Origin of the sequence: Chitinophaga sp. RAB17, assembly GCF_052114225.1 — a bacterium.
Classification (GTDB): domain Bacteria; phylum Bacteroidota; class Bacteroidia; order Chitinophagales; family Chitinophagaceae; genus Chitinophaga.
The window spans coordinates 1-14,817 of the sequence record NZ_JBFREI010000017.1 but is presented as its reverse complement, the minus strand read 5'-3'; the positions used below and the strand labels follow the sequence as shown (position 1 = coordinate 14,817).

At 46.8% G+C, this 14,817-nt stretch carries 8 protein-coding genes; 3 read left to right on the top strand and 5 right to left on the bottom strand.

Going from position 1 to position 14,817, the window contains the following annotated elements; genetic code table 11:
• Nucleotides 1–51: 51 nt before the first annotated feature.
• The 5 genes from AB4Z08_RS32850 to AB4Z08_RS32830 all read right to left on the bottom strand — a co-directional run bounded on the left by AB4Z08_RS32850 (nt 52) and on the right by AB4Z08_RS32830 (nt 6,061).
• Nucleotides 52–1,173 carry a FecR family protein gene (locus AB4Z08_RS32850; RefSeq protein WP_441578026.1) on the bottom strand — a complete coding sequence of 374 codons (1,122 nt, stop codon included), beginning with the start codon at nt 1,171–1,173 and terminating at the stop codon, nt 52–54.
• An 11-nt stretch (nt 1,174–1,184) separates the two neighbouring features.
• Nucleotides 1,185–1,805 carry an RNA polymerase sigma-70 factor gene (locus AB4Z08_RS32845; RefSeq protein ID WP_441578025.1) on the bottom strand — a complete coding sequence of 207 codons (621 nt, stop codon included), beginning with the start codon at nt 1,803–1,805 and terminating at the stop codon, nt 1,185–1,187.
• 43 nt (nt 1,806–1,848) lie between these two features.
• A complete protein-coding gene (locus AB4Z08_RS32840) occupies nt 1,849–3,918 on the bottom strand; it encodes a carboxy terminal-processing peptidase (protein WP_441578024.1) in 2,070 nt (689 codons plus the stop codon).
• A gap of 151 nt (nt 3,919–4,069) precedes the next feature.
• Nucleotides 4,070–4,642: a hypothetical protein gene (locus AB4Z08_RS32835; protein WP_441578023.1), complete on the bottom strand. Its 573-nt coding sequence runs from the start codon at nt 4,640–4,642 to the stop codon at nt 4,070–4,072.
• A gap of 156 nt (nt 4,643–4,798) precedes the next feature.
• A complete protein-coding gene (locus AB4Z08_RS32830; RefSeq protein ID WP_441578022.1) occupies nt 4,799–6,061 on the bottom strand; it encodes an amidohydrolase family protein in 1,263 nt (420 codons plus the stop codon).
• A 351-nt stretch (nt 6,062–6,412) separates the two neighbouring features.
• Here AB4Z08_RS32830 and AB4Z08_RS32825 point away from each other — a divergent pair, with 351 nt between their 5' ends.
• From AB4Z08_RS32825 to AB4Z08_RS32815, 3 genes are all read left to right on the top strand, one after another.
• A complete protein-coding gene (locus tag AB4Z08_RS32825) occupies nt 6,413–7,000 on the top strand; it encodes a phage tail protein (protein WP_441578021.1) in 588 nt (195 codons plus the stop codon).
• Nucleotides 7,001–7,031: 31 nt separating this feature from the next.
• On the top strand, nt 7,032–8,201 hold the full coding sequence (locus AB4Z08_RS32820) for an ABC transporter substrate-binding protein (RefSeq protein WP_441578020.1): 1,170 nt from the start codon (nt 7,032–7,034) through the stop codon (nt 8,199–8,201).
• A gap of 8 nt (nt 8,202–8,209) precedes the next feature.
• Nucleotides 8,210–14,817, top strand: a 6,608-nt coding sequence (locus AB4Z08_RS32815; protein ID WP_441578019.1) for an Ig-like domain-containing protein, incomplete at its 3' end; no start/stop codon positions are given.

The following is a 14,817-nucleotide window of genomic DNA, read 5'->3' as shown; positions in this document are numbered from 1 at the left end:
GCGTAATGCAGTGTTTCTACATACTTCTTTCATGTTCCTGTTTCGCTATACTCAGGGCCGGCTCACAAATACCGTTCTACCCTGTACGCGAAATTTTATATTCCCAATAGTTAGCCTGATATGATCCAGTACCGGTTGTAATGTTGCTGGTTTATGCATATCCAAAGTAATATTCAACTTTTCCAAGGTAGTATCCTCGAACTTAAAATCGTAGTCAAAGCTACGGCCAAGGCCGTTCAGTATGTCTGATAAATTGGTTTCTTCGAAATAAATATCTCCGTCTTTCCAGGCGGTGAAGACCCTGGTTTCAACAGATTGCAGTTGTAATTTGCCGGTAGCTACATTGTAAGAAGACTGCTGTCCCGGCGACAGTACAGCTTTCCCCGTACCTGCGCTGACACTCACTTTGCCACTGGTCAGCGTAGTTTGTATTGTCACATAAGTGCTGATATTAAACGATGTACCAAGCACCTGTACGCTTGTACTTCCGGCATGCACCACAAAAGGTTGCTGTGCATTGGGGGCCACGTCAAAGTAAGCTTCTCCCTGTACCCATACCTCCCGCGTATCCCCGTTAAAAGTAGCCGGATAAACCAGTTTGGAATCTGCATTTACCCACACCCCGGTTTCATCAGACAGCTCTATGCGGATCTGGTTTCCCCTCGGTACATGCAAGGTATCCATCACGTTCACCGCATGCTTATTGCGGCCTGCCTGATATACGATACCCGTACTATCTACCTGTACCTGTGTACCATTATTATCCTGCGTAACGGGCACGTTATTCCCCAGTGTAATGGTTTTACCGTTAGACATGACTAATTGTACCTGAGTTACAGCCGGCTGATCAGCTTTGCTGATAGCAGCTATCTGCGGCTTTGGTGTACGTTGCTGCCAGCTCCACACGCCGGCGGTGATCAGCAGTGCAGCAGCAGCTGCTGCTACAGCTATTCTCCTGCGCCAGATCATTTTCATCTTCCGCGCATCCTTTGCTATTACAAAATGCTGCCATCCTTCTTCTGCCGGGAATTTAGCAGCTACCTTTACCCTGTCCTTCATTTCTTTGGCAGCACGCAACATAGCCGCCTCTTCTTCATTCAAAGGCGTTGTATTGCCATCCTCCAATGCCGATAGCAGTTTATCCCAATTGATGTCCTTATCTGGTGTATCCATAACGATCTGTATTAAAGGCAACCGTATTTAAAAAAAGGGTGAAGGCAAATCATTATTTGTTTTAAAAAAAATAAAACTGCCATATAAATGACCATCCATTCACACTCTTTCCGGAGATATTGATAAGCTAATTTGATTTGTGTTTTAACGGTATTTACCGAGATATCCAACTGCTCCCCTATTTCCTTGTACTTCAGTCCATCACGGTTGCTGAGTAAAAAAATGCGCTGCCGCTGTATTGGTAAACGACCGATAGCCGCCCATAGGGCGGCATTTCGAATCTCTTCCTGTTCTTTATCGTCTTCCGGCAATTGAGGTGTTTCTTCCGCTAATGTAAGCGGATCACCAAAAACAATTTTACCGTTCTTTTTCAGATAGTTTAAACATGCATTGCGTACGGCGCGGGTGGCATAACTTTTAAAATTTTGCGTAATCTGAATCATAAACCGCTTATCCCAACAATAAAGGAAAAAGTCCTGCACAATGTCCTTCGCAGCATCTTCATCCTCTACTACATAATAAGCTGTTGCGCATAAAAAAGAATAATGTAGTCGGAATAACTCTTCAAATGAAGCCGGCTCTATTGAATTTGGTTGATACATAGCCCGTTGGCGCCCCCCATAATTAATCAACGCACAAAATAGACTAAAATCTGCATTTATTCATTTCATCCCGCTATTTACCTGAAAAATCAGTCAGGATATCTACTGTTCTACTGAGATATACATCTGTACTGCAGGTATTGAGCCACTCCTGGTTGCGGGCAATTTTATCCGGTGATGGCTTATCTATTGGCGTGGCACTCATTTTTAATTGTTTGCCGGCGGTTAATTTCAAAGCCGAATCGATCGCATTATTATGTGCCTGGATATCGCTCAGTTGTTTTTTAAAGGCATTTTTCTGCAAACTGAATACCGGCGCTTCATTTATTTTGAGCCACTCCACTTCCCGCTTTACTTCATTTAACGTGCTATCGTGGCTGATCTGCAGATTGGCCTTTTCAATTACACCCGGCAAAACAGCTGCTACAGGCGATTTTATAAACCAGGCACTTTCAATGGTATCACATACCAATGCGCTGGCATTATCCCTTTCCCGGATCTTCTGATAGATTCTTCTGCTGGGGAAAATCACATCAGGTATAACACCGTTCAGCTGCGTGGTGGTACCATTGATACGATAAAATTTTTTGATGGTCAGGGCCAGCGTACCGTAGCTGATGTCAGGAATGCCTTTAGCGGCATCTCCCAGTTTACCCATCGGCAAACTTTCCTGCATCGTGCCTTTACCATAGGAAGAAGGACTTCCCACTACGATGCCGCGTTTGTAATCCTGGATAGCGGCCGCAAATATTTCAGATGCAGATGCGCTGCTTTCATCTACCATCACTGCGAGAGGGCCATCATAAAGCGTTTGATCTCCATTTTCGATAGCATAGCTTTGTATATGGTCTTTATCCCTGCCTAATACCACTGGGCCTGTTTTTACAAAAAAACCGGTGATTTTTACTACTTCATCCAGCGACCCGCCAGGGTTGCCGCGGAGATCCACCACAATGCCATCGACTTTTTCCGCTTTTAATTTCATGATTTCTTTGGCCATATCCACCGCACATTGCGCACCATCCGCCCTTTTGAAATCCCGGTAAAACTCACGCAGCAACAGGTAGCCGATCTTTTGACCATTCTTTTCTATCACCGCACTTTTAGCGGCGTTTTCTGTTTCTACAATTTCGCCACGGGTGAGGGTCATTTCTTTTTCACTGCCGGAAGACTTGCGCACCAACAGTTTCAGGGTAGTACCCTTTTCACCACGGATCATCCTGGATACATCGAGGACGCTCATGCCGCTGATGTCTACCATTTTGCCGGCAGCATCGCTCAACCGAAGAATACAATCTTCCGCTTGCAATAGACCACTGGCATCCGCCGTTCCACCAGACAACACTCTTTTTATCAGGATAGTACCGTCTTTGGAGATGAGCTCCAGGCCAAGGCCATAGTAGCGGTGCGCCATCTGTGCATCGCGGATCCCTGCATCCACAGGGGCTAAATAAGAGGTATGCGGATCCATTTCCAGCGTGACCGTATTCATATAGGCGCTGAAACGGTCGTCAGGTGCACTGCTGCCGAGGAGGTTTTTAAATAACCCATCCGTTGATAACAGCACTGCGGCCCTGGCTTCTTTTTCCGCCACCACATCGCTTTTCGTTTTATCAGCCTGCTGTAGCTCCAGCATTTTTTTCAGCACGGAATATTTCAGGCTCTTACGCCATACTTCCCGGCGAGCCGCTTCATCAGCGGGAAAGTCCGCCTTGCTGCGATCAGGTTGTATGGTTTCCTTTTTGCTGAAATCCATCGGCTTTGAAAGCAGGTCCCTGTATATCACCGTCAATTCATTCAAACGTTGCATAGACACGGTATAGATCGCATTGAAATACTCCAGGGAAGGGGTTTCCAGTTCATCATCAATCAGCGTTTCATATTTACGCAGACTTTCCACATCACTCTTCAAGAGCGTATTTTTGTTTCCATCCAATGCTTTGAGGTAGTTCTGCCAGATCGTCCTTGAAAAATTATCATCTACCGGCTTCGGTGCATAGTGTTGGTTTTTGATACGCTTCATCACCAGGCGTATTACGTTCTTCCGGTTAACCTCCACATCGCCGTCTGTTCGGGAGGTGGCAAAAGAAGTGAAGCCCACTGCGGGCAGCAGCAGGAAAAGCCCATATTTGGCAATGCTCATATCAGAATAATTATGGTTTGTAAAATATTACCCAGCTGGTAACGTTCCCTTATTAAGGCAATGCAGGTGTAAAAAAGGGTGAAGAGGAATAAAAAATTATACTATACTGGCATAGACCAGCAAGATAACAGGAAGATCTTGACTGCAATAATTATTTAGTCCGGTGCTTGTCCGGCGGTGACGCCTTTTTAGAGGTGTCTGCTGCCAGTACCTTATCATATAATTCTTTCGCAAGACTTAAAGCGCGGGCTTCTTTCTCGGTATACATGTTATCTCTGGCAGAAAAGACTTTCTTTCCGGCATCTATCCAACGGATCATTTTACCTTTATAGAAATAGGATCTGTCTTCCGTTACTTTAGTAAGTTTACTATTAAACGTAGCGACATAAAATGGAACATTATAGGTGCTTTCCTTTAGAAAGATAAAAACAGGTGCTCCGTTATTATAATAAATAGACCTCTGAGACTTCCCGCTCTCCCAATACATACGCTCCTCTATCAGCACGATACCATCCTTATAAAAATAGCCTGTTGCCTCTCCCCCTTCCGAAGTTTCTCCTGACGGGTCGACTCCTACTTTCCTGTAAGTGTGTTTGCCGGCATTGATCTCCCGGCATTTATTCCGGATATCTCTCAGGATCAGCGCAGTAGTATCCTGTGAAAACAAGGAAGGAGGAAGTGAAAAAAAAGCGGCCAGCAGGCAACCTATTTTTATAAGGTACATGATCTTGTTTTTTATTGACAGATAATGGTGCCAGACATACGTAGCGAAGGTGATTGCTACAGATTCATCTTAAAAGTACGGTATTTCTGCTGCAATATAGTACTAGCGACCGGCTGTTCCGGCAACAGCTCCCATCAATATCCTGTCCTTCTCCCGTTAATCCCGACGGATTACTTTTCCTTCTTTCATCACAAAACTGGTATGCTTTATTGCATCAATAGTGTCGAGGGGATTTGTTTTCACAGCAATTATATCGGCAAAAAATGTGGGTGCTATGATGCCTCTTTCTTTTTCTATGCCCAACAATGTTGCTGCATGAATGGTCATACACTGCAGGATATAGTCATTTGGAATTTGTGCATCTTTCCACGTCTGCAGCACTTCCAGTATCGTCTGTGCCCTGTCTTTTCCCGGAATATCAATAATAATATCGGATCCAAATGCCATCGGAGTGCCGATTTTATAGGCACGTTTCAGCCGGTCGATATTTAGCTGATAATATTTCAGCGCTGTAACCGTATCTATGCCATAGGTTAAACTATTATTGACGGAAAGATCTGTTCCGACTAAAAAGGTGCCTTTGGATTTCATTAAACGCAGCAACTCATCATCCAGTTCCACACCATGTTCAATTGCTGCTGCTCCACCAAGAATCACATTTTTAGCGGCTTCTCCTCCCTGCACATGAACGGTTACCTTCATGCCTGCACTTTTTGCTTCGCTGACTGCGGCCTCAATTTCTGCCTGGCTATAATGATAAGCGTAGGAATCTGTCACCAGCTTAATCACATTTGCCCCGTAGTAGATATTTTTCCTGACGGCTTTCCGGATTTCGTCCGGGCTGTTGGCATCTAAATATTCATACTCCCATAAATGTTCATGTTCAATATCAGTAGCAGTTTGTCCACCATAAGGACTAATGATTTTTCCTGCGTAAAAAATGGTAGGACCCTGTATCCATCCTTTCTTAATCGCCTTGATGACATCTGCGGAAGCGTAGTTGCCATCATTACCAATTTCTTTTATAGTAGTAAATCCGTTCGACAGCAGTATCTCCGCATTATGTGCACCACGCAGTGCACGTAAGGCAGTGCTCTCAGTTACATACATATGTTCAATAGCTACTTTCTTATAAGGAAATGCTACCGTCATATGAACATGGCAGTCCATCAACCCCGGAAGCACCCATGAATCTGACAGGTCTATTATCTTATCTGTTGCAGTATAAGGTATATGGGCACCCATTTGTTGAATTTTACCATCCTTCACCACGATGATCTGTGGGGGCAGCATTTTACCGGTTCGGGCATCAAAAACATGTCCTGCTTTGATGATGGCGGTTTGGGCATTTACTATGCCGGCAAGTAGCAGGCAGGTAAGAAAGGTTAACCGGTGAATGAGCCGTGTGTTAAATTTCATATTTTTCTCCTTGTTCAATTTTAAATATATGTATAAAAAACATTTTATAAAAAACAGATAGTGTTACTATTGCAACCTTAAGGATTTATCTTTCCGCACAATGGCTATCCTACTGAAATAGGACCGCAGTACAGGAATCCTAACCACGGGAGAATTCCCGGTATATTATTAAATGGAATGTCCTATCTTTATCAAGTACACACTTTAGTCCAATTAATAATTAATAAAAATTTATCCTTAGTCATTGAAATCCTCAAGAGAGCCAGACTATTTCCTCCCAGGGAAATAATGTGATAGTTAGCTTCAAAATAATTCCTCTGTCATTATTCTCTAACCTTTATACTATTCGTTATGGAACCGTACCTCGCAATGGTCATTTTATTCGGCAGTAACTTTGCCATCAGAGGCTGGGCCCTCTGCTGGGGACAACTATTATCTATCGCACAAAACAGTGCACTATTTTCCCTGCTCGGCACCACTTACGGTGGTGATGGTGTGACGACTTTTGCTTTACCGGACCTGAGAGGCAGAGCCCCTATTGGTTGGGGACAAGGCCCTGGTCTTTCTTCTTATGTTATCGGTCAAACAGGGGGTAACGAAAATACCAGTATTCTCCTGAACAACATGCCGGCACACAATCACCAGGCCACCTTCAGCCTGACGGCAGCCCCATCGGCCAGTACAGCTGTCGGTACGACCACCACACCTGGCGCAACGCTGGTACCAGCTACGCTGCCTTCTATTGGAAGTGGTCCATCCGCCACCCAGATTAAAGGTTATGCAGTTCAGGACAACACCACCACACTTGCACCCGGTGCAGTTGCGGGCACTATCACCATTGGAATTAGCGGTGGCAGTCAGCCCATTTCCATTTTGAATCCTTATCTGGCAATGACTTATCTGATTGCACTCGAAGGTATTTTCCCTTCAAGAAGTTAAGGGTCACTATTAAATATTTACGAGCAATAACATGTCTCAAAACCCGCCCCTCACTGTAGGGTTCCTGACTCCCTATTCGGGTATATACCCTTTTTTCTCCCATCATCTGATTACCGGATGGTTAATCGGTATGGGCCTGGACCCCGTGCGGCAACGTACCGTTCAGTTCATACCGGAATTTACACACATGGGAGGAATAAAAGCCAGTGAAGAAGCTGCCCGTAAGCTGCTTTTTTTCAACAGAGTAGATATCCTTTCCGGTCTTATCAGTTATAAATCAATACCAGACCTGGTTCCCCTGATAGAGATGGAAAAAAAGCCCGCCTTCTTTTTTGATATGGGAGAATATGTTCCTCACTTCCCCTATCTGAGCCCCGATATATTTTACGCCTCCCACCAACTCTGGCAATCACAATATGCATTGGGCCATTGGGCGCAGAGCACCTTTGGTGACGGAGGGCATATGATCATGCCCGTGTATGAAGCCGGCTATCATCTGAACAGTACTTTTCAGCAGGGCACTGCAGCTGCAGGAGGCACTTCCCTCCAGTTAAATATACTTCCATTTGACCCACAGCATCCTCATAAACTGGATACCACCGCTATTTTTAATAAATGGAAAAAAGAAAGACCCGCCTATGTACATGCTATTTTCTGCGGAAGCCTGGGCCTGAAATTCCTTGAACAATGGATACAGAGTGGCTTGCACAAAGAAATACCATTACTTGTGCACGAAGCCATGGTGTATGACGATATTCTCGAAGATATAAAACATGCAGACCTTGAACTGTATACCTCCCGCTCCTGGATGCGGGAAGATGAAAACAGGACCAATCAATTGTTTGTAAAACAATTTGAAAACCTGGCAAAGCAACCAGCCAATATCTACGCCCTGATGGGCTATGAAGCAGGATTGATATGGAAAGAATTGTTACCACATGCCCGAAAAAAAGATTGGGAAAAAGTAAAGCAGCAACTACGTACAGAAGTGATACAAGGCCCCCGTGGAGAAAAGAACTTCTATCCTTTATCTGGCTTTGCACTGCCTTCCTCCAACATTATAAAAATTAACACTTCCAATAATCAGATTCATAAAATTATTCTTGATCAGGGAAAAGGGATGCGCTTTGATGCGAAAGAATTTGAGGTGATCCATGAAGGCACCGTGTCGGGATGGCAAAATCCTTTCCTCTGCATTTAACAGATGCTATGAAAAAATTTTACATCAGGTTTCTACAGATACTCTTATGGGTATTGGGTAGCATAATTGTGTCCGATAAAGCGACCGCACAGTATACCAGCAGTGTGCTGGAAACAGGTAAGTTTTATACTGCCATCGCGAAAGACAATCTGGATAATATTTACATAGCCGCCTATAATTCGGCGACCGACAAATACCAGGTGCTCAAGTATACCAATGGTACCGGCACTCCTACCGCTATTTACCAGGGATTGTCCTACGCCTCTGAGTACCCCTGGAGCATTGCGGTAAACAGTGCCGGCGATGTATTTGTTATGGACCCCGATGCAGGCAGTAACTGGCGGATCATTAAACTGGCAGCAGGTACTTACACCTCCTCTGTCATACAAACAGGACGTTTCTTCACCGGGTTGACCGTTGATAACAGCAATAACCTGCTGACGCTGGAATATGATGCGGCTACGACTAACTATCGCGTGGTAAAATATGCTGCAGCCAACTTAACCGGTGCAGGAACCACCATCTACAACGGACTGCCACTGGCCGTAGGCTCTGGCACCTATCCCTGGGGCATTGTCACCGACCATTCGAATAATATTTACATCACTGACTTTCCCAACAATAGCTTTAATGGCCGGCTCATTAAATTAACATACCCCGGCTATGCCGCCACCACTTTGGGCAGCGGAAAAGGCTATTCCTCTCTTGCCATAGATGATCAGGATAATCTTTATACAACAGAAAGTACCAGTGGTACTGCAGCTCATGTTATGAAGTATACGGCTCCTGTTGCCACCGGAGCCGCAGGTACTGAAATTTTTAATGGGTTGACGATCGGCAGTCTCTCTTTTTATCCCTGGGGAATAGCGGTCAACAGTCATGGCGATGTTTTTGTAGACGATGGGGCTTCTACCGGAAGTGGCCGGGTAATAAAACTAACTCCTCCTTCTATTTCCGTAAGCAGCGTCACTAAAGTAGGTAGTAGTCCTACCAACTCAACCAGTGTACAGTACACGGTGACCTTCAGCGGAACGGCTACCGGCGTCACCACTACCGCTTTTTCATTAACCACCAGCGGTAGTGTTACCGGCGCATCTATTTCAGGGGTTACCGGCAGTGGTACTACCTATACCGTTACTGTCAATACAGGCACCGGAGACGGTACGCTGCGTCTGAATGTAACCGGCACCGACATGGGGAATACCGTAAGTAATGTTCCTTTTACTACCGGAGAGGTTTATACCATTGACAAAACCGCCCCTACAGGAACGCTTACGATCAATAGTGGCGCCACCCTTACCAATGCAACCGCAGTCACCTTAGGTATTACAACGACTGGTGCTACACAGATGCGCTTTTCGACGGACAATGTAAGTTTTTCCGCCTATGAAGCAGTGGCCGCTACAAAAGCATTTACACTTCCTGCAGGAGATGGACTCAAAACAGTATTCATGCAGCTGACCGATGCGGCAGGAAATACGCAAACTGTCCAGGCACAAATTACCCTGGACCAAACCGCACCTACAATTACATCCATAGATGTACCGGCCAACGGCATTTATCATCTTGGTGAAGGGCTCCGCTTCAAAGCACATTTCAGTGGGTCTATCATTGTAACAGGTACACCTACACTCGATATCACCATTGGCGGTACTACCCGCCAGGCCACCTACCAGGGCGGTACTGGTACAGATACATTGGGCTTCCTATACATAGTGCAGGCCGGAGATGTTGACATGGACGGCATTACGCTGGCCGCTGCGCTCACCGGTACTGTTAAAGATGCCGCCGGTAACAATGCGGTACTCACGCTGCCTGCGGTGAACACCACCGGTGTGCTCGTGAATACAAACATACCTGGTGTGGCCGTGACTACCGGTGCAACCTCTCCACTGAATCAGCCATTCACAGCTACCATTACTTTCACCGAAGCAGTGACCGGATTTGTAGTCGGAGATATTACCGCTGCCAACGCTACGTTAAGTGCATTCCAGACGGCAGACAACATTACGTACACCGTACTCGTCACACCTACGGCTAATGGTACTGTGACCATCCAGGTACCAGCCAGTGTAGCCGTGAACGTAGGTAACAACAACAATACGGCCTCTAATATTTTAAGCCGCGTTTATGATGGCACGGCACCTACAATTACATCCATAGATGTACCTGCCAATGGCATTTATCACCTCGGTGAAGGACTCCGTTTCAAAGCACATTTCAGCGAATCAATAGCCATAACGGGATCGCCTACACTCGATATCACCATTGGCGGCACTACCCGTCAGGCCACCTACCAGGGTGGTACTGGTACAGATACATTAGGCTTTCTGTATATAGTGCAGGCCGGAGATCTGGATATGGATGGCATTACGTTGGCCGCTGCACTCACAGGGACCGTTAAAGATGCCGCGGGTAACAATGCGGTACTTACGCTGCCTGCGGTGAACACCACCGGTGTGCTCGTAAATACAAACATACCTGGTGTGGCCGTGACTACCGGCGCTACCTCTCCACTGAATCAGCCATTCACAGCTACCATTACTTTCACCGAAGCTGTGACCGGATTTGTAGTCGGAGATATTACCGTTACGAATGCTACATTAAGTGCATTCCAGACAGCAGACAACATTACGTATACCGTACTCGTCACACCTACGGCGGATGGTACTGTGACTATCCAGGTACCAGCCAGTGTAGCCGTGAACGTGGGTAATAATAACAATACGGCCTCCAATATTTTAAGCCGCGTTTATGATGGCACGGCGCCTACTATTACATCCATAGATGTACCGGCCAATGGCATTTATCACCTCAGTGAAGGACTCCGCTTCAAAGCACATTTCAGCGAGTCAATAGCCCTAACGGGATCGCCTACACTCGATATCACCATTGGCGGTACTACCCGCCAGGCCACCTACCAGGGCGGTTCCGGTACAGATACATTGGGCTTCCTCTATGTAGTGCAGGCCGGAGATGTTGACATGGACGGCATTACGTTGGCCGCTGCACTCACGGGGACCGTTAAAGATGCCGCCGGTAACAATGCAGTACTCACGCTGCCTGCGGTGAACACTACCGGTGTGCTCGTGAATACAAACATACCAGGTGTGGCCGTGACTACCGGCGCCACCTCTCCATTGAATCAACCTTTCACAGCTACGATTACTTTCACCGAAGCAGTGACCGGATTTGTAGTCGGAGATATTACCACTACCAACGCTACGTTAAGTGCATTCCAGACAGCAGACAACATTACGTATACTGTACTCGTCACACCAACAGCTGATGGTACTGTGACTATCCAGGTACCAGCCAGTGTAGCTGTGAACGTGGGTAATAATAACAATACTGCCTCCAATATTTTAAGCCGCGTTTATGATGGCACGGCACCTACTATTACATCCATAGATGTACCTGCCAATGGCATTTATCACCTCGGTGAAGGACTCCGTTTCAAAGCACATTTCAGCGAGTCAATAGCCATAACGGGATCGCCTACACTCGATATCACCATTGGCGGCACTACCCGCCAGGCCACCTACCAGGGCGGCACAGGCACAGATACATTGGGCTTCCTCTATATAGTACAGGCCGGAGATGTTGACATGGACGGCATTACCCTGGCCGCCGCACTCACCGGTACTGTTAAAGATGCAGCCGGTAACACCGCAGTACTTACGCTCCCTGCAGTGAACACCACTGGCGTGCTTGTGAATACAAACATACCTGGTGTGGCGGTGACTACCGGCGCCACCTCTCCATTGAATCAACCATTCACAGCTACGATTACTTTCACCGAAGCTGTGACCGGATTTGTAGTCGGAGATATTACCGCTACCAACGCTATGTTAAGTGCATTCCAGACGGCAGACAACATTACGTACACCGTACTCGTCACACCTACGGCGGATGGTACTGTGACTATACAGGTACCAGCCAGTGTAGCTGTGAACGTGGGTAATAATAACAATACTGCCTCCAATATTTTAAGCCGCGTTTATGATGGCACGGCACCTACTATTACATCCATAGATGTACCGGCCAATGGCATTTATCACCTCGGTGAAGGACTCCGTTTCAAAGCACATTTCAGTGAGTCCATTACAGTAACAGGTACGCCTACACTCGATATCACCATTGGCGGCACTACCCACCAAGCCACCTACCAGGGTGGTACTGGCACAGATACATTGGGCTTCCTCTATATAGTGCAGGCCGGAGATCTGGATATGGACGGCATTACGTTGGCCGCTGCACTCACGGGGACCGTTAAAGATGCCGCCGGGAACAATGCGGTACTTACGCTGCCTGCGGTGAACACCACCGGTGTGCTCGTCAATACAAACATACCTGGTGTGGCCGTGACTACCGGCGCTACCTCTCCACTGAATCAGCCATTCACCGCTACCATTACTTTCACCGAAGCTGTGACCGGATTTGTAGTAGGAGATATTACCACTACCAACGCTACGTTAAGTGCATTCCAGACAGCAGACAACATGACGTATACCGTACTCGTCACACCAACGACTGATGGTACTGTGACTATACAGGTACCAGCCAGTGTAGCTGTGAACGTGGGTAATAATAACAATACTGCCTCCAATATTTTAAGCCGCGTTTATGATGGCACGGCACCTACTATTACATCCATAGATGTACCAGCCAATGGCATTTATTACCTCGGTGAAGGACTCCGCTTCAAAGCACATTTCAGTGAGTCCATTACAGTAACAGGTACGCCTACACTCGATATCACCATTGGCGGCACTACCCGCCAGGCCACCTACCAGGGTGGTACTGGTACAGATACATTGGGCTTCCTCTATATAGTACAGGCCGGAGATGTAGATATGGACGGCATTACCCTGGGCGCTGCGCTCACCGGTATTGTTAAGGATGCTGCAGGTAACAACGCCGTACTCACACTTCCTGCGGTAAACACCACCGGTGTGCTCGTAAATACAAACATACCTGGTGTGGCGGTGACTACCGGCGCCACCTCTCCATTGAATCAACCATTCACAGCTACGATTACTTTCACCGAAGCAGTGACCGGATTTGTAGTAGGAGATATTACCACTACCAACGCTACGTTAAGTGCATTCCAGACAGCAGACAACATGACGTATACCGTACTCGTCACACCAACGACTGATGGTACTGTGACTATACAGGTACCATCCAGTGTAGCCGTGAACGTGGGTAATAACAACAATACTGCCTCCAATATTTTAAGCCGTGTTTATGATGGCACAGCGCCTACTATTACATCCATAGATGTACCTGCCAATGGCATTTATCACCTCGGTGAAGGACTCCGTTTCAAAGCACATTTCAGTGAGTCCATTACAGTAACAGGTACGCCTACACTTGATATCACTATTGGCGGCACTACCCGCCAAGCCACCTACCAGGGTGGTAACGGTACAGATACATTGGGCTTCCTATACATAGTGCAGGCCGGAGATGTTGACATGGATGGCATTACCCTGGCCGCTGCACTTACCGGTACTGTTAAGGATGCTGCGGGTAACAATGCAGTACTCACACTTCCTGCGGTGAACACCACCGGCGTACTTGTAAATACAAACATACCGGGTGTGGCGGTGACTACCGGCGCCACCTCTCCATTGAATCAACCATTCACAGCTACGATTACTTTCACCGAAGCAGTGGCCGGATTTGTAGTAGGAGATATTACCACTACCAACGCTACGTTAAGTGCATTCCAGACAGCAGACAACATGACGTATACCGTACTCGTCACACCTACGGCTAATGGTACTGTGACCATCCAGGTACCAGCCAGTGTAGCCGTGAACGTAGGTAACAATAATAATACTGCCTCTAATATTTTAAGCCGCGTTTATGATGGCACGGCACCTACTATTACATCCATAGATGTACCGGCCAATGGCATTTATCACCTCGGTGAAGGACTCCGTTTCAAAGCACATTTCAGCGAGTCAATAGCCATAACGGGAACGCCTACACTCGATATCACTATTGGAGGCACTACCCGTCAGGCCACCTACCAGGGTGGTACCGGTACAGATACATTGGGCTTCCTATACGTAGTGCAGGCCGGAGATCTGGATATGGACGGCATTACGCTGGCCGCTGCACTCACGGGAACCGTTAAAGATGCCGCCGGTAACAATGCGGTACTTACGCTTCCTGCGGTAAACACCACCGGTGTGCTCGTAAATACAAACATACCTGGTGTAGCGGTGACAGCCAGCGCTACCTCTCCCTTGAATCAACCATTCACAGCTACGATTACTTTCACAGAAGCAGTGACCGGATTTGTAGTCGGAGATATTACCGCTGCCAACGCTACGCTAAGTGCATTCCAGACAGCAGACAACATTACGTATACCGTACTCGTCACACCAACGGCGGATGGCACCGTAACAATTCAGGTACCCGCCAGTGTAGCCGTAAACGTGGGCAATAACCCAAATACCGCTTCTAATATTTTAAGCCTTGTTTTCGATGGTACCGCACCTGTAGTGACAGCAGTAGATGTACCAGCCAATGCCGTGTATAACGAAGGGCAGGTACTCTCCTTCACTGTTCATTTTAGCGAGATAGTTAACGTAACCGGCAC

What these genes read in the sequence shown, in the direction of transcription:
- AB4Z08_RS32840 (WP_441578024.1), bottom strand. Translation starts at nt 3,918, where the DNA reads ATGAGCATTGCCAAATATGGGCTTTTCCTGCTGCTGCCCGCAGTGGGC.
- AB4Z08_RS32850 (WP_441578026.1), bottom strand. Translation starts at nt 1,173, where the DNA reads ATGGATACACCAGATAAGGACATCAATTGGGATAAACTGCTATCGGCA.
- AB4Z08_RS32820 (WP_441578020.1), top strand. Translation starts at nt 7,032, where the DNA reads ATGTCTCAAAACCCGCCCCTCACTGTAGGGTTCCTGACTCCCTATTCG.
- AB4Z08_RS32825 (WP_441578021.1), top strand. Translation starts at nt 6,413, where the DNA reads ATGGAACCGTACCTCGCAATGGTCATTTTATTCGGCAGTAACTTTGCC.
- AB4Z08_RS32830 (WP_441578022.1), bottom strand. Translation starts at nt 6,061, where the DNA reads ATGAAATTTAACACACGGCTCATTCACCGGTTAACCTTTCTTACCTGC.
- AB4Z08_RS32835 (WP_441578023.1), bottom strand. Translation starts at nt 4,642, where the DNA reads ATGTACCTTATAAAAATAGGTTGCCTGCTGGCCGCTTTTTTTTCACTT.